General features: G+C 60.1%; 19 protein-coding genes and 1 pseudogene. 10 read left to right on the plus strand and 10 right to left on the minus strand.

Annotation, left to right across the window (positions count from 1 at the left end; genetic code table 11):
* The first annotated feature begins 69 nt into the window (after window positions 1-69).
* A complete protein-coding gene (locus ACY8D3_RS03945; protein ID WP_462381819.1) occupies window positions 70-1,632 on the plus strand; it encodes an APC family permease in 1,563 nt (520 codons plus the stop codon).
* 209 nt (window positions 1,633-1,841) lie between these two features.
* Here the strand turns inward: ACY8D3_RS03945 and leuA are convergent, their stop codons facing one another.
* The 3 genes from leuA to ACY8D3_RS03960 form a co-directional block, all read right to left on the minus strand.
* Window positions 1,842-3,512 (minus strand): 2-isopropylmalate synthase, encoded by a 1,671-nt coding sequence (leuA, locus tag ACY8D3_RS03950; RefSeq protein WP_462381821.1) that lies wholly within the window; start codon window positions 3,510-3,512, stop codon window positions 1,842-1,844.
* 388 nt (window positions 3,513-3,900) lie between these two features.
* Complete coding sequence (locus tag ACY8D3_RS03955) at window positions 3,901-4,470, minus strand: hypothetical protein (RefSeq protein ID WP_462381823.1); 570 nt, start codon at window positions 4,468-4,470, stop codon at window positions 3,901-3,903.
* A gap of 123 nt (window positions 4,471-4,593) precedes the next feature.
* Complete coding sequence (locus ACY8D3_RS03960) at window positions 4,594-5,541, minus strand: AEC family transporter (RefSeq protein WP_462381824.1); 948 nt, start codon at window positions 5,539-5,541, stop codon at window positions 4,594-4,596.
* Window positions 5,542-5,787: 246 nt separating this feature from the next.
* Between ACY8D3_RS03960 and ACY8D3_RS03965 the strand changes: the two genes are divergently transcribed.
* Window positions 5,788-6,858 carry a GGDEF domain-containing protein gene (locus ACY8D3_RS03965; protein ID WP_462381826.1) on the plus strand — a complete coding sequence of 357 codons (1,071 nt, stop codon included), beginning with the start codon at window positions 5,788-5,790 and terminating at the stop codon, window positions 6,856-6,858.
* Here ACY8D3_RS03965 and ACY8D3_RS03970 read toward each other — a convergent pair.
* From ACY8D3_RS03970 to ACY8D3_RS03980, 3 genes are read right to left on the minus strand one after another with little or no spacing between them, the layout of a single operon-like run.
* Window positions 6,827-8,149, minus strand: coding sequence for a TRAP transporter large permease (locus ACY8D3_RS03970; RefSeq protein WP_462381828.1), 1,323 nt, complete (start codon window positions 8,147-8,149; stop codon window positions 6,827-6,829). The two genes, ACY8D3_RS03965 and ACY8D3_RS03970, sit on opposite strands and share 32 nt — an antisense overlap.
* Entirely contained in the window at window positions 8,146-8,673 is a 528-nt protein-coding gene (locus ACY8D3_RS03975; protein ID WP_462381830.1) for a TRAP transporter small permease, read from the minus strand. Before ACY8D3_RS03975 ends, ACY8D3_RS03970 begins: the two co-directional genes overlap by 4 nt.
* Window positions 8,674-8,716: 43 nt before the next feature.
* Window positions 8,717-9,778: a TRAP transporter substrate-binding protein gene (locus tag ACY8D3_RS03980; RefSeq protein ID WP_462381832.1), complete on the minus strand. Its 1,062-nt coding sequence runs from the start codon at window positions 9,776-9,778 to the stop codon at window positions 8,717-8,719.
* Between the two features lie 247 nt (window positions 9,779-10,025).
* On the opposite strand from ACY8D3_RS03980, the gene ACY8D3_RS03985 reads away from it, so the two are divergent.
* The 4 genes from ACY8D3_RS03985 (at window position 10,026) to ACY8D3_RS04000 (ending at window position 14,480) form a co-directional block, all read left to right on the plus strand.
* Entirely contained in the window at window positions 10,026-10,574 is a 549-nt protein-coding gene (locus tag ACY8D3_RS03985; RefSeq protein ID WP_462381834.1) for a TetR/AcrR family transcriptional regulator, read from the plus strand.
* Window positions 10,571-11,725, plus strand: a complete 1,155-nt coding sequence (locus ACY8D3_RS03990) for an MFS transporter (RefSeq protein WP_462381836.1) — start codon at window positions 10,571-10,573, stop codon at window positions 11,723-11,725. The genes ACY8D3_RS03985 and ACY8D3_RS03990 overlap by 4 nt, the downstream gene beginning before the upstream one ends.
* Window positions 11,726-11,955: 230 nt before the next feature.
* Window positions 11,956-13,920 (plus strand): choline BCCT transporter BetT, encoded by a 1,965-nt coding sequence (gene betT, locus ACY8D3_RS03995; protein ID WP_462384233.1) that lies wholly within the window; start codon window positions 11,956-11,958, stop codon window positions 13,918-13,920.
* A gap of 122 nt (window positions 13,921-14,042) precedes the next feature.
* The gene (locus ACY8D3_RS04000; protein WP_462381838.1) at window positions 14,043-14,480 is read left to right on the plus strand and encodes a hemerythrin domain-containing protein; all 438 of its coding nucleotides are present in this window, start codon (window positions 14,043-14,045) and stop codon (window positions 14,478-14,480) included.
* 77 nt (window positions 14,481-14,557) lie between these two features.
* On the opposite strand, the gene ACY8D3_RS04005 is transcribed toward ACY8D3_RS04000, so the two are convergent.
* On the minus strand, window positions 14,558-15,880 hold the full coding sequence (locus ACY8D3_RS04005) for an aryl-sulfate sulfotransferase (protein ID WP_462381840.1): 1,323 nt from the start codon (window positions 15,878-15,880) through the stop codon (window positions 14,558-14,560).
* A 509-nt stretch (window positions 15,881-16,389) separates the two neighbouring features.
* On the opposite strand from ACY8D3_RS04005, the gene ACY8D3_RS04010 reads away from it, so the two are divergent.
* Entirely contained in the window at window positions 16,390-16,764 is a 375-nt protein-coding gene (locus ACY8D3_RS04010) for a winged helix-turn-helix transcriptional regulator (protein WP_462381841.1), read from the plus strand.
* Between the two features lie 122 nt (window positions 16,765-16,886).
* Window positions 16,887-17,903, plus strand: a complete 1,017-nt coding sequence (locus ACY8D3_RS04015; RefSeq protein WP_462381843.1) for a UV damage endonuclease UvsE — start codon at window positions 16,887-16,889, stop codon at window positions 17,901-17,903.
* 149 nt (window positions 17,904-18,052) lie between these two features.
* Here the strand turns inward: ACY8D3_RS04015 and ACY8D3_RS04020 are convergent, their stop codons facing one another.
* Entirely contained in the window at window positions 18,053-19,768 is a 1,716-nt protein-coding gene (locus ACY8D3_RS04020) for a sensor domain-containing diguanylate cyclase (protein ID WP_462381845.1), read from the minus strand.
* A 397-nt stretch (window positions 19,769-20,165) separates the two neighbouring features.
* On the opposite strand from ACY8D3_RS04020, the gene ACY8D3_RS04025 reads away from it, so the two are divergent.
* Both ACY8D3_RS04025 and ACY8D3_RS04030 read left to right on the plus strand, forming a co-directional pair.
* Entirely contained in the window at window positions 20,166-20,933 is a 768-nt protein-coding gene (locus ACY8D3_RS04025) for an SDR family NAD(P)-dependent oxidoreductase (RefSeq protein WP_462381847.1), read from the plus strand.
* An 11-nt stretch (window positions 20,934-20,944) separates the two neighbouring features.
* On the plus strand, window positions 20,945-22,129 hold the full coding sequence (locus ACY8D3_RS04030) for an acetyl-CoA C-acyltransferase (protein WP_462381848.1): 1,185 nt from the start codon (window positions 20,945-20,947) through the stop codon (window positions 22,127-22,129).
* Between the two features lie 183 nt (window positions 22,130-22,312).
* On the opposite strand, the gene ACY8D3_RS04035 is transcribed toward ACY8D3_RS04030, so the two are convergent.
* Both ACY8D3_RS04035 and ACY8D3_RS04040 read right to left on the minus strand, forming a co-directional pair.
* A complete protein-coding gene (locus ACY8D3_RS04035; protein ID WP_462384235.1) occupies window positions 22,313-23,080 on the minus strand; it encodes a methyl-accepting chemotaxis protein in 768 nt (255 codons plus the stop codon).
* 135 nt (window positions 23,081-23,215) lie between these two features.
* Window positions 23,216-24,253, minus strand: a pseudogene (locus ACY8D3_RS04040) (cache domain-containing protein); the annotation flags it as partial.
* Between the last annotated feature and the right edge of the window lie 14 nt (window positions 24,254-24,267).

A 24,267-nucleotide genomic window follows, 5' to 3' on the forward strand; every position in this document is an offset into this window, starting at 1 on the left:
ATCCGGGTATGAACCGACAGGCGTGCGACTCGCTCTGAATGTAAGACAAGACGATCCGGTGAAGGGCTTATGAAGGATTCGACGGATGCCGCAGCATCCTCCGTTGGCGCAAACAAGGGCGGAGAGAATGCGTCATCGAAGGGGTTGGCACAGGGACAAGTTGGGCTGCTCGCCTGCGTCGTGTTGGGCATTTCCACGATTGCGCCTGTTTACACCCTTACAGGCGCACTGGGCCCGACCGTCCGAGAGGTGGGCGTGCATCTGCCAGCGGTCTTCATCGTGGGATTCCTGCCAATGCTGCTCGTGGCGCTGGGCTATCGAGAGCTCAACGCGGTCGAGCCGGACAGTGGAACATCTTTCACCTGGTCTACCCGCGCCTTCGGCCCGATGATTGGATGGATCGGTGGGTGGGGGCTCGTGACGGCCACGACCATCGTCTTATCCAATCTCGCAGGCATCGCGGTGGACTTTTTCTACCTGTTCCTCTCGCAGCTTACTGGCGTCGAGGCCATCGCGGTGCTTGCACAAAATCTCTGGGTGAACGTCATCACGTGTTGTGCCTTCATCGCGTTGGCAGTGTGGGTGTGTTGTCGCGGTATCGGGATGACGATGGGCGTCCAATACGCCCTGGTTGCGCTGCAGTTGGCCGTATTGATTGGCTTCGCAGTGGCTGCGTGGGGTGAAGCGCCCACAGACACGACGGTCTCGTTCGATGCCCAGTGGCTCAATCCCTTCAATATCAATTCCTTTTCTGCATTCGCGGCGGGGCTGTCCCTCTCGATATTCATCTTCTGGGGCTGGGATGTCTGCCTGACAGTCAGCGAAGAATCGGTAGGCAGCGAAAAGGTACCCGGAAGGGCCGCGACCATCACCGTGCTGGCCGTACTTGCCCTTTACCTCTTCACGGCTGTCGCGACACTTCAATTCGCCGGTATCGGCGATAGCGGCCTTGGGTTGGGCAATCCGCAGATCCAGGAGAATGTCTTCGCACATCTCGCCGGACCTGTGATGGGGCCGTTGGCCATTCTGATGTCGATTGCAGTGCTCGCGAGTACCGCCGCTTCACTCCAGGCAACATTCATCTCACCCGCGCGTACGCTTTTGGCAATGGGCTATTACCGTGCCGTCCCAAAGCGCTTCGCACGCATTCACCGCGACTTCCAGACCCCACACTACGCGACGATCGCAGCAGGCATTGCGACAGCAGTGTTCTATGTCACGATGCGCACGCTGAGCGAGAACGTCCTGGCAGACACCATCACCGCACTGGGCATGATGATCTGTTTCTACTATGCGCTCACTGCATTCGCGTGTGTCTGGTACTTCCGCCACAGCCTGATGGATACCGCACGACACTTCTTCATGCGTGGGCTATGCCCGCTGATTGGCGGCGCGATGCTGTGTGTCATCTTCTGGCAGACGGTGATCGATAGCATGTCACCAGACTTCGGAAGCGGCTCGCACGTCGGAGGGCTCGGGCTGGTGTTCGTCATCGCAGTCGTCATACTGCTGCTGGGGCTGGTCTTGATGTTCGTTGCACGTTGGCGGCGGCCAGCCTTCTTCCTAGGGCAAACACTTCAACGGCAATCGAGACCGCTCATTGCCACATCCAGCAAACTTACGGAGCCTTAAGCAAAAGTCTTTCGTAAGTGCTACCGGTACCGCTCAAGATCGACCCAGCTCACACTAGTGTTCGGGTACTCCGCTATACAGGCGATCCGCAGATTCCTGTCACTGCCCTCCGCTCCGGCAGATAAGGTGCTTGGCCACGGCATGTGGCCTGCGCCGGCATGAAAAAAGGGACGCCTTGGGCATCCCTTTCGGTGGTGCAGGTGCCGTGATCAGGCAGCCTTGGCCTCTGCCTGAGTAACGGCCCGGTTCAGCGCGCTGATCAGCGCTCGGAAACTAGCCGTCGTGATGTTTTCGTCGATACCGATGCCATGGAGCGGTCGTTCCCCTTCCAGTCGCAGCTCGATATAGGAGGCGGCTTTCGCCTGTGCGCCGGCACCGATCGCATGCTCGTGGTAATCCATGATTTCCGCGCTTACCGGCAATGCAGATACCAATGCCTCGAGCGGACCTTTGCCTGTCCCTTTCCAGCGTTCGGTTTGGCCCTGGTAGATGACGTCCACTTCTACCGTAGAGATGCCGTTTTCCTCATTCAGGCGATGACCCTTGAGCGCGTAGGGCTGGTCGGCTTCAAGATATTCGCGTTGAAGTAAGTCATGAATCTGCTTGGCTGTCATTTCCAGACCAAGGCGGTCAGTTTCACGCTGCACAACCTGACTGAACTCGATCTGCATGCGGCGGGGCAGGCTGATACCGTACTCCTGCTCAAGCAAGAAGCTGATGCCACCTTTGCCTGACTGACTGTTGACTCGGATAACGGCTTCGTAATCGCGGCCAATATCTGCCGGGTCGATCGGAAGGTACGGGACTTCCCAGAGCGTATCGGGCTTCTGCTGCGCGAAACCCTTGCGGATCGCATCCTGGTGCGAGCCGGAAAAAGCGGTGTGTACAAGATCACCGACATAGGGGTGACGGGGGTGAACCGGAAGCTGGTTGCATTCCTCGACGACCTTGCGCACCGCATCGATGTCCGAGAAGTCCAGTTCGGAGTCAACGCCCTGGGTGTACAGGTTCAAGGCAAGCGTTACCAGGCAGACGTTGCCGGTGCGCTCGCCATTGCCAAACAGGCAGCCCTCGACACGGTCCGCGCCGGCCATGACAGCCAGTTCCGACGCGGCAACGCCCGTACCGCGGTCGTTATGGGTATGGACGCTGATCAGGACGCTGTCGCGCTGGTGAATATGGCGCCCGAACCACTCGATCTGGTCGGCATAATTGTTCGGCGTTGCGCATTCGATCGTTGCCGGCAAGTTCAGGACCAGCTTGTGGGCAGGGGTCGGCTGGAACACATCCACAACGGCGTTACAGACCTCCACGGCGAAGTCGATTTCCGTCGAGCTGAAGACCTCAGGCGAGTACTCGAAGCGCCACTCGGTTTCCGGATGTTGTTCAGCCAGACGCTTGATGGTGCGGCCTGCCGCCACGGCAATGGCTTTCACGCCCGCCTGGTCCTGGTTGAAGACGATCTTGCGAAAGCTCGGCGCGCACGCATTGTAGTAGTGAACGATTGCGCGCTTCGCGCCCTTGAGGGATTCAAAGGTACGCTCTATCAGGTCGTCCCGTGCCTGCGTCAGCACCTGGATCGTCACGTCGTCCGGGATGTGATTGCCTTCAATCAACTCCCGTACGAAGTCGAAATCAGTCTGTGAAGCGGATGGAAAGCCCACCTCGATTTCCTTGAGGCCCACCTGAATCAGTGTCTGGAAGAAGCGCATCTTCTTCTCGGCATCCATGGGTTCGATCAGCGACTGGTTACCATCGCGAAGGTCCGTCGACAGCCAGATCGGTGCCTTTTCAATCGCACGGTCGGGCCAGGTGCGGTCCGGCAGACTGACCGGAGTGAATGCACGGTACTTGCTGGAAGGGTCTTTGAGCATGGTCATGATGGAATCCTTATGGCGGCCCGTCGCCTTGGGGCCGTGTTACGTCAGCGCATTATCGTATCGAGAATCGAAGCGTGATCAGCCACGCAGTCGCGGGCTGACCAGGCGTAGGCAGGCATGCTGACGAAGCAGAATGAGGGTGTGCGGTGTGTTCATGGTTCACACCCTAGCCTCGCTTAATTTCTATCGCAAGCATTGCAGGAAAATTGGTTATACGTGGCCTGAATTTGTAATTTTTCACCCTTTATTTGCGACTAATAACGACTTCTCGCGATTTTATTGCGAGGCGTTCGGCTTATCCGCATCGTCGAATACCCATAACCGCAATGGAATACAGCGCACAAAAAAGCCGGCAAATACGCCGGCTTTCTTATAGAGCTATACAACCTTAGCGAAGGCCCGCTTCGACGCGATCGCCTGCACGGACCGCACCGGCGGCACAATTTGGCGAAACAGTCGCAGAAATGCTGACCGGCTGAAGCCCTCCGGCGGGCGAAGCACCCGTGGGTCGGTGAGCGGCTGCGATACAGGCCGTCTGGTAGGTTGCCGTCGGTGCATAGGGTGATCCGTATCGGCCTGCTGGAAGCAGTCCAGGCGCAGGTCCGAACTGTGAGGCTTCCGCCAATGTGACGGACGAGAGAGGCTGGGTCGCCATACCGTAGGCCAGGGCGCACCCGAAGCAGGCTGCCATGGTCGCGCAGATCAACGGCGGAACGACTTGCCCACCGTGTCGCGACGATCGCATGTAGGTGTGGATAGCGGCGACCGCAAGCGCCACCACCAGTAGTGCAGGAACGAAGAACGTCTGGGTGAACGGGTAGGCGCCGTACCACCAGAGCAGGCCTGCGACCGGCACCGCGCCGACGAATGCGGCACCCGCCACGGAACAGAGGAGATCTCCCACACTGGATAGCACAGGGTGCGGGCGCTGTTCGGCGTGCGTATGGGCGCTGGTCATGATCCGACTCGTTAGGAGATTTGAACGCGCTTGTTATCGCCCGGCCCCGGATGGAATACAAGCTGTAAAGAGGTATTTCAGGTGCCGCTGGTCGTATGACGAGTCAGCCCTCGGCCGTCCCCTCTAGCTATGCGGAATAACCGCTATCAGCGTCGAGATCGTGACCAGCGAGATCAGCGTTGAATAGAGGATGGCGCGTGACATGGTTGTGGCTTCACGCCCATAAAGCTCGGCCAGCATGAAAGGGCCGGTGCCAATGGGGAGCGCACTCAGCAGCACGGCCGTGTAGGCCCATACGGCGGGCACCTCGAACACCCAGAATACGAGCACTGCGGTGACCGCTGGCTGCACAAACAGCTTGAGCCCTACCAGCAGCGAAAGCGTGCCGCGGTGCACGGGCGCGCTGCCGTCGTTTTGTGACGACGCCAGGAACAGGCCGATAGAGACCAAGGCACACGGACTGGCGGCGGCGCCAAGGAAGCGCGCCAGCTCGCTGATCCCGCTGGGCACGGTGAGCCCGGTCGCGGATACCAAGAGGCCCAATAACGGTGCCACCATGATCGGGTTACGCAACAATGCGCGCGCGACCTTCAGCAGCGTTCGGCCTAAATGACCTTCGGCTTGACGTGCCATTTCGATCATGACGATCGCGATGGCGAACAGTAGGCAGGCCGTCAGCAGCATTGCGATCACCACCGGCGGCATGCTGGCATCGCCAAACATCAGCAAGCACAGCGGAACGCCCATATACCCTGCGTTGGGATAGGCCGCGCCCAACGCGTCAATCGTCGCGTCGATGAAGGGCGCTTTCTGGCGTAGCCGCACCATGAGCGTGACGCCGAATACGCATGCCATACCGACCAGAAAGGCAACGATGTACCCAATGTCGAACGCATGGTCGACCGGCAGCCGTGCCATGGCATCGAACAGCAGGGCTGGCAGCGCCAGGTAGATGACGAACCGGTTCAGCTCGGTCGACGCGTTCGCACCGAGGATCTCGCGGCGTCTGCAGAAGAAGCCGATGAAGATCAAACTGAATACGGGAAAGGCGACGTTGAAAACCGCGAGCATGAATAAGGCCGGCTAGCTGAAGAGGTGCTTATTGGAATGTGGCGACGATTGGCCAGAACTCCGACAGCTTAGCAGGGCTGCTTATCAGGTTGCGCATGACAGACAGGGCTGCCGGGGAAACCAGCCCGCGCTACCGAGTTCTGCCTGATTGTGGCTTGCCCGATTGAAACAACCGTTCGGCGTATTCCGCATCACCGAAGCAATAATGGCTATATGATGCCATCGCTTTCTATCCGGTGTTCGCTGATGCAACAACGTGAACCTATTCAACGAATGCTACGCACCCCTCATGCTCTGGCGCAGGCAACGGCCATTGCTGGCTGGGCGGGCAGCATGGCGGTCAATCCGTATCTGCTTGATCCTGTCTGTCTTTCCGGCTGGGTCGCATTTTTTTGCATGCCCATTTTGCTGATGGTCTGTTTCACAGCCACTTCACTGAAGGCATGGCGAATCTGCGTTCTCCTGTTCGTGGCCGCGCAAGCCTACGCGTTTCGCCAGCAGGCGTTGGCAATGGGGCCTGAGGTTGCCCAGTGGATCCTACCGGTTGGGCTCCTCAGCACGTTCGGTGTAATCACCTTATACGTCCGCCTCGTCGATTACGTGATTGGGGTGTTGCTGGTATGGGCTTCGCTCTGGGTCGGGCTTACCGATCACGTGGCCGACCGCTCCTGGCCATTGTTTGTCCTGGTTGTCACGACAAGCGTTGTGCTTGGCGCTGTGCTGAATACCGTCTTCATGAGGGCGATCCTCGACTCATTACGATTACAGGAGGATTACCGCCGCCAGGCTCGTTCTGATTCGTTGACAGGTATCGCAAATCGGCGAGCGCTCATGGAAGCCATTGAAGAGGCGCATGCCACAGGTGATGCGGCGTGGGCATTCGTCATGCTCGACATCGATGACTTCAAGGTAATCAATGACAGGCATGGGCACGACGTGGGCGACGCCGTACTGTGCACGGCAGCCCGTACGTTTGACCGTCACTTCGGCGGAGAGCATTACGGTCGGCTCGGGGGCGAAGAGTTCGGCGTGCTGTTGAGGATTGGCTCCACGTCGACTTTGGCTATGCGACTGCAGTTGCTTTTCGATGACATCGCTCAGTTGCGTTCTGAGGAGATGCACTTCACTTTCAGCGCCGGCGCGGCCTATCTGCAGCCGTCCGGCACGGTAAGCGATTGGTTGAAGGCAGCCGATTGCGCACTCTACCTTGCGAAACGCGCCGGCAAGCGGCGCGCGTATTGCGGGCAGCAGGAGCTCTGTCGGTTCCAGCCGTGCGATGCGCCGGTCACGTCAGCCAACGCACCAGGCAGAGGGTGATCGACGGGAACATTACCAGGATCACGACTCGGGCGATGTCTGAAATCAGGAACGGCACCACGCCCTTGAAGGCGTCGCCGAGCGGAACGTCTCGCGCCATGCTGCTGATCACATAGACGTTCATACCCACCGGTGGCGTGATCATGCCGATCTCAACGACCATCAATGCCAGAACGCCAAACCAGATGGCCTTTTCAGTCTGGTCCAGGCCGTAGAAATCCAGGCCCATGATCAGCGGAAAGAAGATCGGGATGGTCAGCAGGATCATGGACATGGTGTCCATCACGCAGCCGAGCAGCAGATAAAGAACGAGGATCCCAGCCAGCACGACGAAGGGGCCTACGCCGCTATTGGTAATGGCTTCGGCGAGTGCAACCGGCAACTGGGAGACGGCGAGGAATGCGTTCATCACGTCGGCCCCAAGTAGGATCATGAAGATCATTGCCGTGGTGATTGCGGTGCCATAGAGCACCTCCTTGAACGCGGCCCAGCGCATCCCACCAAGCGCTACAGCGAAAATGCCGGTACCCACCGTGCCGATGGCGGCGGCTTCGGTCGGCGTGAACCAGCCGCCGTAGATGCCTCCGAGCACAACGATGAAGATCAGCAGCACGGGCCAGACGCCGGCTTGCGCGGCCAACCGTTCGCGCCAGCTCAACCTGGGCTGGGCTGGCCCGGCATTCGGGTTGAGGCGCACGTAAATGGCGATCGAGATCATGTAGCCAACGGCAGCAAGCACGCCTGGAATGAACGCGGCCATGAACAGCGCCGAGATGTTTTCCTGGGCGAGGATCGCGTAGATCACAAGCACCACCGAAGGCGGGATGAGGATGCCCAGCGTACCGCCAGCCGCCAGGCAGCCTACCGACAGAGGTCCTGAATAGTTGTACTTGCGCAGCTCGGGAAGCGCGACCTGTCCCATGGTTGCGGCTGTCGCTATCGAGGAGCCGCACACCGCGCCAAACGCGGCGCAGGATCCTACGGCAGACATCGCAAGCCCGCCGCGCCAATGACCAATCATGGCAGCCGCTGCCTTGAACAGCCCTGTCGCAAGCCCGCCGCGGGATGCGAACTGACCCATGAGGAGGAAGAGAGGGATCACGGACAGGTCATAGACCGTGAAGCGTGCGAAGGACACCGTCTTCAGGTAACTCAACAGCGGTGCCCAACCGCTGATCGCTACATAGCCGCCGATACCGGTCAGTAACATGGCGATCGCAATAGGGATGCGAATGACGAGCAGGATCAGAAGGATGACGAGGAACAAACCGCCGGTTTCGACACTGCTCACGATTGCTGTTCCTTAGTGCGTATGTCCTGCCAGCCGGTGTAGAGCGCCACGATCGCGAGCAGCCCAAGCGCCGGCACGAAGGCACACATCGACCACCAGATCGGTAGCCCCATGATCACGGTTTCTTCGCCTGTACCGTACGCATCGAGGGTGCCAATCAGGGACCGCCAGGCGAGCAGGGCGCCGGCCAGGGCCATCAGCACGCTGCCAAGCGCATCGAGGATGCTTCGAACCCACGGGCTTGCGCGAAGCGTGAACACGTCGACGATGACGTTGCCACGCCGTAGCTGGCATAGCGGTAGGAAGAACACGATGGCGATGCCGCAGCCCATCTGTACGAGTTCGACATCGCCGAGCAAGGGCTCATCGAAGAAGGCGCGCATGAAAATGCTGTAGGTGGTAGTCAGTGTGAGGCCGACGAGCAACAGCCCGCCGACCAGTGCCAGTACTCGGCACGCGCGATCGAGGGTGCGGCCAAGCGGATCCGCGGCCCCGGACGCGGCCTGGACGACAGAATCAGTCATTGAAGGTCTCCGGAATGCCGTGCGAGCACGGCTCCCTTAAGGCTTACTGGGTGCGTTGTACGTTGTAGTGATCGATCATCTGGCGAGCTTCCTCAAGAAGCGCTTCACCGTTCTCGTAACCCTTGCCTTCAACATCCTTCACCCAGTCCTTGCTGACCGGAGCGGTCGCCTTCATCCATTTTTCCTGTTCGTCAGCCGGAAGCACGTAGAGCGCGTTCTGGCGGGACTCGGCCAGCTTATGGCCCGTCTCGATCACCTGGTTGTCCCAGATAAGGCCGGCTTCCCTGGAAAGGGCGCGACCACTGTTGTCGTCGATGACCTTCTTGAGGTCCTCCGGCAGCTTCCCGTACACATCCTTGTTCATCGCGACGATCAATGCGGTGTGCATCAGTGCAGGGGTACCGGGCGCGGTTTCGGTGTGATATTTCACCAGCTCGTGAAGCTTGAGCGCCGGAACAACGTCCCAAGGAAGAACGGCGCCATCCACGACGCCCTTCGACAGAGACTCAGGCACCTGCGGTACGGGCATGGCGACCGGTGTTGCACCAAGCAGGCCTATCGTCTTGGCAGCAGTGCGGTTCGCCGCGCGCAGCTTCTGTCCGCGGAAGTCCTTGAGCGTGTGAATCGGCTTCTTCGTGGTATGGACCAAAGCGCCGTCGGTGAGGTGGGTCGCCAGCAAATGCATGTCCCCGAATTCCTTCTGGCCATGCTTTTCCACGAAATCCCACATGGCCTGACTGCCCGCTTCCGACGAGCTGTTCATGAAAGGTAATTCGAACGCCGCTATCAAGGGAAATCGACCGCTGCTGTAGCCCGGAAGCGTCCAGACGATGTCGGCTACGCCATCCCGAACCTGATCGACCAGCTGGGGTGGTGTACCGCCAAGTTGCATCGACGGATAGAACTGGAACTGGATTCGGCCGTTGGATTGCTCAGTGATTCGCTTGGTCCAGGGCTCTAGGAACCTTGCCTGTGTCACGGAATGGGCCGGAAGGAAATGGGCGAGCTTAAGCGTGACGACAGGCTCCTCCGCCCGGGCTTGGCCTTGAACGAGGAGGGTGCCGGCCACGAGCAGGGCGGCCAGGGACTTCGAGAGCTTCAGCATGAGCACGTCTTCCATTCTTATCGTTGTTATGGTCCGGGCGGTACGACGCCGTGCAGACATCTGCCGCTTTGCGCCAGCCATCGTGCAAGCTGCTGACACCGCAATCAATTGGCAATCTAGCGTAGCGTGCGATTATCGAACGGCATTGCTGACGCCTGTGGCCCGCTGGTCTGAACCACCAATCTGGCAGTGGCTTCAGAAGACCGCACTGCTTGACTTGTAAAGCGATCGTTTTACATTGAAGCCTATGGACAAGCGCAGAGAAATGATCGCGGGTGCATCCCGCATATTCGATCTGGAAGGCTTCCGAGGCGTCGGCATCGACCGCGTCATAGAGCCTTCTGGGGTATCCACCCGCACGCTGTACAAACACTTCGGGTCACGTGATGGGCTCGTCCTTGCCGTTCTGGAGGCTCGGCACACCAGCTTCATGCAACAGCTGGCCGCGCAGCCCGAGGGTCACGATCCGGTCGGATCACTCTTCGATACCCTGCGTCAGTGGATGGCGGACCATGGTGCTCGGGGTTGCATGCTGCTGCGGGCGCGTAGCGAGTATGCCTCGGCGAGCGAAGCCGTGGTCACGCTGGTGCAGCAACAGAAGCAGGCTTTCCTCGAGGAAGTGGCGAGGCGTGTAGGCCTTGCCATCGGACGGTACGACGAATCGCTCGCGTTGCAGATCTGGCTTTTGTTCGAGGGCGCCACGGCATCCGCGAGCGTGGCACCGATAGCCGTCATCGACGAGGCGAAGCGGGCAGCCCTACTGTTGGTAAATCTGACGCGGAGTAACCCAGCATGAGGCGAGGCGTGAACCTTGTAGCGGCGGCATTCGCGCTTACCGCGCTTTCCTACGGTCTGGCGCGATTTGCCTATGGCTTGTTGCTGCCGCAGATCCGTGATGACCTTTCTCTGAGCGTCACGGCGGCGGGCTGGGTTGGAGGAAGTGCATTCGCCGCGTATTGCGTTGGCATCGTGGCCGCGTTCTGGGGGACGACCCGTTTTGGACCGCGAACCGTTGTGCTGGGGGCGGCACTCGCCGCAACCGCCGGCATGGTGCTGGTGGCCCTCGCCACATCCGCCTGGCCACTTGGTGCGGGGATCGCGCTGGCGGGACTGAGCACAGGGCTGACGTCGCCACCGCTGGCCGCTGCCGTCTCGGCGCGATTCCAGGACCATGACCGGCCCAAGGCAAACGGGACGATCAACGCGGGCACGGCCGCGGGCATCGTCTTTTCCGGTATGGCGGCATTAGCCGCGGCGGGAGCTTGGCGCGAGCTATACCTCCTATTCGCCGCCATCGGCGCTGCCGTGACGGTGTGGCTGTGGTTTTCCATTCCAGCCAGGGCAAGCCAGCGTGGGCACTCGTTTTCGCTTGGCACATTGAAACGGCCCGGCCTGTCGCCGCTTTGTATCAGTGCGTTCCTGATGGGCCTCGCGAGTACGGCCGTATGGACATTCGGCGCGGATGTCCTGCGTGCGCAGTACGGCTTCTCGAATGGTGAGATTGCCGGCGTCTGGATCATTCTGGGCGTCGCAGGTATCAGCGGTTCGCTGACGGGCGTGCTGACGAATCGCTTCGGATCGCACCGTATTCACGGCATCGCCTTGGTCGCGATGGCGATTGGCACGTTGATGCTGGCGATGACCTCGGTGGCTGTTCCGTTCGCCTACGGGGCAATGGCTCTGTTCGGCGGTGCGTATATCGTTTCCTCGGGCACGTACCTGATTCAGGGTATCGAGCTGTTGCCTGATCGACCGGATCTGGGCCTAGGCGTACCGTTTCTGCTCATCGCACTGGGACAAACTGCCGGTACCCCACTGTTCGGCATGGTCCTGGCGCAGGCCGGTACGCTTGCCGCGTTGACGGCGTTTGCTGCGGCGGGCTGCGCCGCCATCTTCATCCGGCCCCGCCGGGGCTCGTCCAGCGGCGCGCTGGCGACAGGTCAATGATCCCAAACGTTCCCACCGCCGAACCGAAGCGGCGCCGCAGGTCGGTCGGGTTGGCCGATGGCAGGTGCTCCGTGTTTTAATTGAACGCGTGTTCAATAAAAAGCAACCCGCCGGGCGCTTTGGAGGTAACCGCGTTTGGATCATCCCTGTTTTGATGTCGTACAGGCTTTGACAATAGCCGGAGGGCCAGCATGAATATGCCGCCGGCCCGGGACCTCGACAAGGTCCGCATGAATCCTCCCGTTTTCTACTTCGCTGCCACCGCCATCCTCCTGTTCGCGATCACGGTCATCGCGATGCCGGAAGCTGCAGGAATATGGCTGGCCCGAGCCCAGGAATGGGCAGCGGACAGCGTCGGCTGGTACTACATGCTGGTGGTGAGCGTGTATCTGGTCTTCGTGGTTGTCATCGCACTGTCGGGCTACGGCAAGATCAAGCTCGGTGCCGACCATGACGAGCCCGAGTTCAGTTACCTCTCTTGGGCAGGTATGCTTTTCGCGGCGGGAATCAGCATCACGCTGTTCTTCTTCTGTGTCTCCGAACCCCTTACGCACACGCTTCAACCACCCATAGGGCAGGGAGGGAGCGAGGCAGCCGCCCGGCAGGCCATGCAGCTGCTCTTCTTGCACTGGGGTTTGCACGGCTGGGGTGTGTTCGTCCTTGTCGGCATGGCGCTCGCGTACTTTGCCTACCGCCACAACCTTCCGCTCGCGTTGCGTTCGGCGCTGTATCCGCTGATCGGCAAGCGCATCAACGGCCCAATCGGCTACGCCGTCGATGCCTTCGGCATCATCGCCACCATTTTCGGTCTGGGCGCCGACATGGGGTTCGGCGTGCTGCACCTGAACGCAGGCCTCGACGTCCTGTTCGGCTTGCCCCACAGTCAGTGGGTGCAGGTTTGCCTGATCGTCCTCATGATGGGCGCAGCGATCACCGTCGCGGTTTCGGGTGTCGACAAGGGCGTACGGGTCATGTCTGACCTGAACATGCTGTTCGCCTGTGGGCTGCTGCTGTTCGTACTGTTTGCCGGCCCGACGCAGCACCTGCTAAACACGCTGGTCCAGAATTTGGGCGACTATCTGGGCGCGCTCCCCGGCAAGAGTTTCGATCTCTACGCGTACGAGGAGTCCAGGTCCTGGTTGGGTGGATGGACGGTGTTCTATTGGGCATGGTGGATTGCCTGGTCGCCATTCGTAGGCCTGTTCATCGCACGCATCTCACGGGGTCGGACCATTCGTGAGTTCGTCTTCGGTGTTCTGTTCATCCCGCTGGGCTTCACCCTTGCCTGGATGTCGATCTTCGGCAACAGCGCGCTGGTTCAGGTGTTCGATCATGGCGCGACGGCGCTCGCCCAGTCCGCGCTGACCGACCCGTCGCGCAGCCTTTACCTGCTGCTCGAAGCGTATCCGTGGAGCAAGGTGGTCATTGCCGTGACGGTGTTCGTCAGTTTCGTGTTCTTCGTCACCTCGGCCGATTCAGGGACCGTGGTGTTGTCGACGCTGGCGTCTCACGGTGGCGGGCCTGACGAAGATGGTCCGAATTGGTTGCGCGTATTCTGGGGCGGGGTGGTCGCGCTGGTCACGATCGGCCTGCTGGCATCTGGCAGCATTGACTCGCTGAAGTCCGCGGTCGTGCTCACGTCATTGCCATTCTCGCTGATTCTTGTCGGCATGATGTGGGGGCTGCACAAGGCGTTCTATCTGGAATCGCAGCGCCAGATCGCGCGGCTGCACTCCCTGGCGCCCATCCAGATGCCGACCCGCAGAGGCCGTGGCGGATGGCGTCAGCGCGTCGCGCAGGCCGTGCATTTCCCCTCACGTGATGAGGTCTACCGGTTCATGGATGACACCGTGCGCCCTGCGATTGGTGACGTGACCGGAGTGTTCGCAGACAAGGGCCTGACGGTGCTCTCCGAGGAGAACGCTGCCCACGACACCGTCAGCCTGCAGATCGACCACGGCGAGGAGCACCCCTTCATCTATGAAGTGAGAATGCGGGGCTATTTCACGCCATCGTTTGCCCGTGCGGGTGTGGGCAACCAGGAGTTCCGGAATCGCCGCTACTACCGTGCCGAGGTTCACCTGAGTGAAGGCAGTCAGGACTATGACCTGACCGGCTACACCCGCGAACAGATCATCAACGACGTGCTGGACCAGTACGAGCGTCATATGCAGTTCCTGCATCTGGTTCGTTGATCCGTCCGGGCCAGGCTGGGCCATCCAGCCTTGCAGGCCTACCGGAACCGTCATTCTGCCGGTTGGGTCTGACATAGCGAAGCGGCCACGCGTGGTCGAAGTATTCCACCAAGGAGCGACCCATGCAGATTTTCGAAGCGTTGCGTGAAAGCCATGACCGCCAGCGGGCATTGGCCGAGCGCTTGATTGCCACTCACGGCGCCTCCGAAGAGCGTGCCGAGCTATTTGAGCGCCTCAAGGACGAGCTCCTGGCACACGCCCGCGCCGAGGAGCGCTTCTTCTATTCACCATTGATGCAGGATGACAAGGGTGTCGACCTGTCTCGCCACGGTGTGGCCGAGCACCACGAAATGGATGAAATGTTGGAAACCTTGGAAGAGACCGACCCGTCCAGCCCGTCCTGGATCGCCACCGCGAAGAAACTCAAGGAGAAGATCTTCCACCACCTTGAAGATGAAGAGCACACCTTCTTCCAGCAAGCCGGCAAGATCCTGACCGATGGGCAGAAGACCTCGCTGGCCAAGGAGTACTTGCGGGATTACGAAGACGCGTTGGGTTAGGGCGGCTGAACGGCCGTCATCACACGCGGAGCGCTTGGACCGGCATCTGTTGAGTCATAGGCCGGTGTGCGCACCGCTCAGTCGTGCTCATTATCGCGTGTTTTACACCGCTGGCTTTTTCCTTCAGGAACCCAATCCTTGTCCACCATCTCGGCACGATAGATACGATTGGTTTCGTAGCGGTCGGTAGGCATGGTTTTGCCGGTGTATGGGCTGACGTATTCCCAAGCGATCTCGCCGTCCGGCGTGACCTGGAACACCCTTCCATTTTGCCCCTCATTGATCAGGGTATTACCGTTCGGCAAGCGGCGGGCGTTACTGATGAAGGCGCTGAAAAATGTCCAGGGCGCTCGACCCGAGTCGATGGCGGTGTACTGCCAGACGATGTCCATTGACTGCGGATCGATCTCGAGAATGCGAGATGCCGAGAAGATACCCTTGTACGCCGGGGGGAAACCGGCATTTCCCTGGTTATCGAAGATCAGGATATTGCCCGCGCCCGGCAGGCCGGGAGGAATCATATGAACATCATGCGCGCCGACGATCTGGTCGATGGGGCGCGGTACCGGGCCTGCCAGTCTGGCTTTTGGATAATTGGGCCCAAGTCGCCAGACGATCTCTCCCGTGCGACGGTCGATGATGAGCGCAAGGTTCGCGCTGCGCGAATTGACCATGAGATTGTCCGGTGCGAAACGCGCGTCGCCCGCATCGAACCAACGGTTGGGCCCTAGCGGCGCAAGCGTATTGAGGTGCATGAAGTCCGGATCGTCCCAGCCTTTCACGAGTGCAAGCTGCTCGGGTGTAAAGCCCAGCGCGTCGAGATGATCTGAAAGTCGCCACTGCCAGACTTCACGGCCCTCGGCATCAACCTCGCGGATCACATCGTCAATGACCTCGGGCACTGCGAAGCCTTCAAGCGGGGTCAGCGCACTGGTGAGTATCAGTGTGTTCCCACTTGGCAGCTTCTGCATGTCGTGGTGCTGGTAGGCTGGCTTCGCTTCGTCGCCCCAGCGCCAGATGACGTTGCCGTTCCAGTCCACTTCGCCCACGCTGCGGTTCAGCAGGCCGTTACCTGCCGCCGCGAGTTCATGGGGCTTCGAGACGTCGCTCAAGCGCACAAGCACGTGGCCCTTCGCGCCATGGGCCCGCTGGGGTGGAACAGGCACGGACGGAAAGCCACTATAAGGCCAGCGATTGACTTCCCGTCCGGTAAGATCAATCAGGTGAGTCTTGCCATCGCTGCCGTCGAACAGGACGAAACCATCGAAGGCCTTGTTGCGATCATGGACCAGGGTACTGCGACTGTCGGGACACGAGTCGACAGCGCCGACCGCCGAGTGACTCATTGTCATCACGAGTAGGGTCGAACAAACGAGGCTTTTCGCCAGGCGGACATTCATGACAGGAGACTCCCTCCGGCGAATGTCCATGTGACACGATGGAACAGCAGGAGGTTGTCGGTACGCGGCTGCCGACTGACCGGCGGGGCATGCGCGCCGACACCCACGTCCAGGTGCCTGGAACACCGTTCTAGCCCTAGCTGGAGGTATTCTGGATAACCCAAATGCTCGGTAACTGCGCCGTGCTTCACTGCGAAGAGATCGACCACAGCCCGCCGCGATCACCTTGGCCATTGCCGGGGTGGATATGCAGATCGGTCAGCCTTGATCGGCTGCGCTCGGTATGACCGGCGACGTGGCACACGAGCCCCCCTGGTGAACCGAAAGCAACCCCAGCGGCGCCTTGCCACACGCCCCGGCAGCGCCATGATAGGTTCTGGTGGGCTGAAGGTCTTTTTTGAAGACCGAGACTTCGGGTGATGCTAGGTTCGCTGCCGCGTCGCTATCGGAAGCCACACATTCCCGCGACCACGTCATCCCCGGCGACCATCAGCTTGAGATTCAGATCCATGCGCAATGAACTGCAGAACATCGTTTTCGAACAACCCTGCCCGATTCGCGACGTGCTGGACCGTATCGGCGATCAATGGAGTCTACTGGTGCTGGAGGCGCTGGCGGAGCGGACACTTCGTTTCAACGAATTGGGCCGCGTTGTCGAGGACATTTCCAAACAAATGCTGTCCCGAACGCTCAAGCGCCTGGAGATGGACGGTTTCGTGCACCGTACGGTTTATCCGGAAGTCCCGCCGCGAGTGGAGTATGCGCTTACCGAGATAGGTCATTCCTTCCTCGTACCCATGAAAGCACTCGTTGAATGGGCGGATTCGAATCACGCGGCCGTTTGCCTTGCTCGCGACGCATTCCAGCAACGGGAGCAGGGCTAACGGCACTGGACGCGCCATCCCACAAGGCGGTGCAACGTCCTTCATGCATTCAGCGGTATTGCAGGGCACCGAAGCGGGCTCGGGGCACACTAAGCACTATCACCTGCTGAGGAATTGCCTTCATGTATCGCATCGGTTTCGCCTGCCAGTATCGTCATCCCGGGCACAGCGAGTCACTCAAGGCGCTGGAGGCAATCGAGCGCACCTTCAATCCGCGCACGACCACGTTACGCTGGATCAACAGTGTGAAGCGCGAAGCCGCCGAGGCGAAGTTGCGGGACGTGGTCGAGCATAATCTGGATGCTCAATTGCGCCTGCTGGAGTACGTGGGTGGCTTGCCCGCGCCGCTTCGCATGCTCAGATTGAGCAGCGATCTGTTGCCGCTTTACAGCCATGACGAAGTGGCTGCGTATTACCAGCAACCGGAGATACAGGACTGGCTGGCCGGGCGCTTCAGCGACATCGGCGCGCTGGCGCGACACAACGGTATACGGCTTTCACTTCATCCCGGTCAGTATTGCGTGCTTGGATCGGACCGCCCTGATGTGGTCGAGCGCAGCATTGCCGAATTCGAATACCACGCCGACATGATCCGCATGATGGGCTATGGCCGGCAGTTTCAGGATTTCAAGTGCAACATCCATATCGCCGGACGTCTGGGCGCAGACGGTATTCGCGCGGTGTGGCCACGGTTGTCGCAGGAGGCACGCAATTGCATCACCTTCGAAAACGAAGAAAAAACCTATGGCGTGAACGACTGTTTGGGGCTTGCTGACCTGGCGCCGGTGGTGCTGGATATCCACCACTGCTGGATCAATGAAGACGAATACATCGATCCCTACGAGGAGCGCGTCGAACGAATTCTGGAAAGCTGGCGTGGCGTGCGGCCCACCATGCACTACTCGCAGCCACCGGAGAAGCTCATCGAGCTGGGCTTCTGGCCGACCCGCAAGCTGGAAATGCCGACTGTGCTGGAGAAGGTGGGCAAGCGCGACCTCTACGGTCACAGCAAGCGCATGTGGAACGACTGGACGAACCGCTACGCCTGCGAGTTCCTGGACCGTTTCGACCTCATGATCGAGGCGAAGGACAAGAACCTTGCCTCGCTTGATTTCTACAACGAATACCTGGCGGCGTGACGTCGCCGCAATAGGCTCGATACGAGCCGTGTTCGGCGGCTTCGTACGGCATGTTTCTCGGCTGCGCTAGCGGCGTCTTGACCCTTTCAAATCCTGCCCAGGGACCACTGACCCAGGGGAGCGGGATATTGCAACCGTAGCGTGCTGGGTCAAGTCACTTCCTTGGTAGTTATATCCAACGACGGATCAAAGTGGATTACCCGGTTCCGCCCTTCACGCTTTGCCCGATACAGTGCGAGGTCGGCTTTGATCCGAAGCTCATTATTCTCCGTCCCGTCCGAAGGGAAGGTCGCGATCCCGATGGACGCGGTTACTGTAGGCAAAGTCTTGCCAGCCAGCTCTACGACCATGTGCTGGATGCGCTCACGGATCCGCTCCGCCACGACTTTCGCTTGCTCGCTGTCGGCATCAGGCAAAGCGATGGCGAACTCTTCGCCACCATATCGACAGGAAATATCTTCGCTGCGCAGGGTCGCCATGAGCTTCCCGACCTCTACCAACACCGCGTCGCCTCCAGCGTGGCCGAACGTGTCGTTGAAATTCTTGAAGTGATCGATGTCGAGCATCAAGAGCGAATACGGTTTCTCATGCCGGACACTACGCGAGTGAAGCTGGTCAAATGCATCTTCCAGATAACGCCGATTGTAGAGACCAGTCAGTTCATCCCGTGTGGACTGGTACTTGAGCTTCAAACGGAGCTGGAGGCTGCTGACCGATAGTGCGAGTTGCTCCACACCAGCCTCCAGTATCGACGAGCGCTCATGAACGCGCTCGCTGGGCCCTTGTAGAACAACTACGCCAAGTTGTACCCCCTGGCTTGCCATCTCTACGCATAGCCAGGTTTCACCAGAAGCTAATGTGGGCGTCACATGCGCGCAGTTCGGTGAATGACTGATGAGCTCGGAGAAGTGATGCTGACCACGCCGGAGGCACCAGCACTCATTTGGGTACATTATTTGCGATACAGGATAGGTACACGGCCCCCACTGACTCGTAAGCTCGAGATAGTTCTTCGACGCTTTGGTGAGATAGACAAAGCCACTGATATCAGGCGCTAGGCGTGTCATTAACTGGGCGGTTACAACCAGCGCCTCGTCGACGTTCTCGCAGCTTTGCAGGTAGCCCGAATAATCGCCCAGGGCGTTCAGATCGCTGGACGTCGCCTGGAGTTGCTGGATAGTAGTCTGTAAGTGTGCGGAGCTCGATGCCGTTGTGTGCTCGGCAAGGATGCGACGTTTCAGCTCCCTGGAAAGTAGCGCGTAGACCAGTGCGACGAGGCACAGGCCGAGCGGTATTCCGCCCAGGGAGGCGGCCATCAGCCAGCTGGCACTTCGGTTCGACGCTTCCATACGCTCCTCAAGAAGCTCCTTTTCGACCCGGATCATATTGTCGATCTGGGCGCTTAGTGCTTCGTTGGTCACCAGCGCATCGCGGGGTATGCCGGTTCGAGCATGTTCGAAGCCGCCTTCATCGAACGCTTCGATAGTGATGCCGACCTGTGTCAGTCGCTTCTCGATCAGGGTTCGGAGCGTTTCAAGGTTCGCCCTTTGTCCAGCACTCTCCGACACCGCAGCAGTTAACCGGTTAATGGCCGCTGGTAGCTGCCCAAGCGCTTGCAGGTACATCAATCGATGCTCAGCCTGGCCACTTACGATGTAGCCACGCCCCGCAGCCATGATTGAAAGGACGCCGATATGCACTTCATTGATTCTGGTGATCGCCTGTTCGGTGTGCGCGACTCGCGCAGCATCGTTCACAGTGAGCCTCGCACTGATATAAAACGCGACGCCAATGGTTATGAAAAGCATAACCGAGGCGGCGAGCATAAGGTGGACGTTGCGGCGTGTCTTATTCAGGGTGGGCATATCGCGCGATCTCCGTGACCCGATCTTAGCGGCAGCGAAGCCTTAATCTTTAGGTTTACCGGCACCACCGAAACTTCAAACCGCAAAAAGCAATAGACATTCATGCTGGCCTTGATGCATTGCAATCCCCGATAGAGGCTCGAACTGCGGTGTGCTTCAGTCTTTGGCGAACGTCGCCTGTGCTATTTCAGTGGACCCGCTACCAGGGCAGGGGGAATTTCCCCACATAAAGGGGCAGGCACCGATTCATGCGGACAATGCTCTGCGAGCGAGCAGTGCCAGTTCCGGTGCACATCGGTGGCCGTATCGCTCAAGTGAGCAGAGCGCTAAGGCCATTGTTCTGCGCTGTGCATTTCCTGATTATGGCCGACAGGCACACAGCGCGGGGGTAGCGGCGATGGATGTAACTGGCAAAGTGATCTTGGTTACGGGCGCTGGGTCGGGTTTAGGCGCAGCCACAGCTATCGGTCTTGCCGAGCAGCATGCACACGTAGTGATGCTGGACGTGAACGCGCAAGCGCTGGATCAGCAGGCGCTCGCCGTAGCGGGTAACCCACTTCGGATCGTTGCCGATATAACGGAAGATCGAGCGGCTCGTGACGCGATCGAAACAATAGCCCGCGAGCGTGGCGCCCTGCATGGGCTCGTCAACTGCGCTGGTGTCGTGGGCGGGGAGCGCATTCTTGGCCGGGCAGGTCCGCATGGTCTGGACAGCTTCGCCCGCATCGTCAATGTCAACCTCATTGGCAGCTTCAACATGCTGAGGCTGGCTGCTGAACTCATTGCGCGCTCGGAGCCGGAAGGGGATGGCGAGCGAGGGGTGATCATCAACACCGCCTCGATTGCGGCCTACGACGGCCAGATCGGGCAGGCTGCCTATGCCGCCTCCAAGGGCGCGATTGCTTCGTTGACGCTGCCGGCAGCGCGGGAGCTGGCTCGGCACGGCATCCGCGTCGTCACCATCGCACCGGGGATATTCGAGACGCCAATGATGGCGGGAATGACCCAGGAGGTGCGGGATGCACTGGCGGCGGACATCCCCTTCCCGCAGCGGTTGGGGCAGGGCAGCGAGTACGCCGCGCTGGTGAAACACATCTTCGAGAACACCATGCTCAACGGTGAGGTCATCCGGCTGGATGGCGCCTTGCGCATGGCGGCCAAATGAAGGAGAGCACTATGGACGATCCCGTCGTGATCGTGGCAGCGGCCCGTACCCCTATGGGTGGTTTTCAGGGCGATCTTGCCGCCAGGACATCGCCCGAGTTGGGCGCCACAGCCATCGAGGCTGCCATGTCCCGCGCGGGTATTGCGCCGGACCAGGTGGATGAAGTCCTGATGGGCTGCGTGCTTTCGGCCGGGTTGGGGCAGGCACCGGCGCGGCAGGCGGCGCTGGGCGCAGGCTTGCCGACGCGCGTGCCGTGCACGACGTTGAACAAGATGTGCGGTTCCGGCATGCAGGCGGCGATCTTTGCCTACGACATGCTGCGTGCCGGCAGCGCGGACCTTCTCGTGGCCGGCGGTATGGAAAGCATGAGCAACGCACCTTATCTGCTCGAGAAGGCTCGTGCAGGCTACCGCATGGGCCACGGCAAGGTGCTGGATCACATGTTCCTGGACGGCCTTGAGGATGCCTACGACCGGGGTCGATTGATGGGTACCTTCGCCGAAGACTGCGCTGATCGTTTCAGCTTCACCCGCGAGCAGCAGGATGCCTACGCGATTGCCTCGCTGGAGCGGGCCACGCGTGCGATTGCGGAAGGCGATTTTGCGGAGGAGATCGTTCCGGTCGATGTCACCACACGAAAAGGCACCGTGCGTATCGACAGCGACGAGCAGCCGCCCAAGGCCAATCGCGACAAGATCATGACCCTGAAGCCGGCGTTCCGGCCGGATGGGACAGTGACTGCCGCCAATGCCAGCTCGATCTCGGATGGCGCCGCAGCACTCGTCATGACGCGTCAATCGGTGGCTGATCGGTTAGGGTTGAAGCCGCTCGCCATCGTTCATGGGCATGCCGCCCATGCGCGTGCGCCCGGCGATTTCACCACCGCGCCTATCGGTGCCATCCAGCGGCTGTTCGAGAAGACGGGTTGGTCCCGCAATGACGTGGACTTGTATGAGATCAACGAGGCGTTCGCCGTCGTCGCCATGGCCGCGATGCGCGAGCTGGATATTGATCACGCCAGGCTGAACGTCAATGGCGGTGCCTGTGCGCTCGGCCACCCCATCGGCGCATCCGGTGCTCGCATTCTGGTCACACTGATCCATGCCCTGCGTCGCCGTAACCTGAGTCGTGGTGTAGCCGCTGTCTGCATCGGGGGTGGAGAAGCGACGGCCATGGCGGTCGAAGTGGTTCGGTAGCAGCGCGATCGACCCATGTAAGTTGCTCGACCGCGAGAGGAATTCGCTGCCGTGTCGATCGCTGCGGTGGGTTACGCTTCGCTAACCCTATCTCCGGGCGCTGGGCTCCGGTGAGTCGTAGGGTCGATACCGCGAAGCGTTATCCACGCCTGCATTCAACTGCAGCGGTCCGATCAGTCCTCGTCACGTCTTGAACCGCCCAACAAGCCCGTGCAACTCCTCCGAAATGGCCGACAACGTTTGTGAGTCGGCTTTGGCGGCGGTCGCGAATTGTTCGACGAGCAAGGCGTCCTCGTGGATTTGCGCGATGTGGCGATTGATGTCCTCTGCGACCTGGTGCTGCTCTTCGGCGGCCGTGGCGATCTGTGTGTTCTGGTCGCGGATCTGGTCGACCGAACCGCGTATGCGCTCGAAGCTCTCGCGGGCCTCGCTGATGCGTTCGACGCTGGTCTTGGACATGCTCAGGCTGTTCTGCATTTGGCGCGTCACTTCCTGTGTACGGCGGGCGAGGCCGCCAAGAAGGCTGTCGATCTCGCCGGTCGAATCGGCGGTGCGCTTGGCCAAGGCACGTACTTCGTCAGCCACCACCGCGAACCCGCGACCCTGCTCGCCGGCACGGGCCGCTTCGATCGCCGCGTTCAAGGCGAGCAGGTTGGTCTGCTCGGCGATCGACCGAATGGTGTCGAGGATCGCGTTTATGTTCTGGCTGTCCTGCTCAAGCACCTGCATGGCTTGGGTCGCTTGCAGCAGGTTTTCGCTCAGCTGGGAAACGCTGCCTGTCGCTTCGTCGATCTGCAGTTGGCCATCCTGAACCTGTTGTTGGCCGGCGTCAGCCGATGAAGCCGCATGGCTGCACGAGCGGGCGACTTCGTTGGCGGTCGCGACCATCTCATTGAAGGCGGTGGAAACGAGTTCTACCGCTTCGCGCTGCCGGCCCGCCGCATTGTTCATATTCTGTGCGACTTGGGTTGCGTGGTTGGACGCGCTTTGCAGCGAATCCGAAGCCCCGCTAATGCGCTGTACGAGTTGGCGGATGGCGCCAAGGAACTGATTGAACCAGCGCGCCAGCAGAGCCGTTTCGTCTTTGCCTCTGACGTCCAGGCTACGCGTGAGATCGCCTTCGCCCTGTGCGATGCCTTCCAGTCCACCTGCCACACTGCGGATGGGGCGGACGATCAGACCGGCGAACGCAGCTCCGGCGATGGCAAATACCACGGCCAATACGGCGGCGATCACGACAATTTGCCAGGCCAGCGAGTTGGCATCTGCCATGACTTCACTCCGCTCGATCAGACCGATGAACTGCCATCCCAGCGCATCCGATGTCCAGACGTTGGCCATATAGACCTTTCCATTCAGTGTCACTTCAGCCAGGCCACTGGTCTTGGCAAGGTCAGTGTAGCCGTCGCCGAGATCCTGCAGGACTTTGAAGGTATGGGCTGGGGCGGCTGGGTCGACCAGGACGTTGCCACTCTTCTCGACCAGCATGACGTAACCACTTTCACCGAGCTTGATCCGCTTGATGAGGTCCATCAGCTGCTTGAGCGAAACGTCGACCCCAACGACGCCGGCCGGCTGCCCGGCTGCGCCTCGGATGGTGCTGACGGTACCGATGAGCACGGCATCGTCCGCTGCCCAATAGTAAGCGCCGGTGCGTACGGTCTGGCCGGGTGAGGCCATTGCCGTCTTGTACCAAGGGCGAACCCGTGGATCATAACTGCTGAGTTTCGGATCGTCCGGCCAGATGCCGTAGGTGCCATCGGGCCGGCCCAGGGAGAGGTAGGCGGTGGTCGGATGCGTCTTCGCGAAGCGGTCGAACGCCTGCAACAGCTGCTGGTTCGCTTCCGGTAACGGAGAAGTGGCGGCATCGGCACCGACATAGCTTTTCAGAGGGCCTGCGTTGGTAATCTCAGGACTCTGTGCAAGGTAGGCAACGTTCTGCGTAATGCCGTCGAAGAACAGCTTCATCGCGTTCTCGATCTGGCGAATCTCGCGGCTGCTGCTGTCTTCGAAATTATGCGTCGCCTGATTCCTGACATTCAGGATGACCACGATGGCCACCAGGATGACTGGAATGGAAGCGATGGTTGCGAAAGCCCATGTCAATTTTTGCTTGATATTCATGGAAGCGACCCTGA

It is taken from the genome of Pseudomonas sp. Marseille-QA0892 (assembly GCF_054950135.1).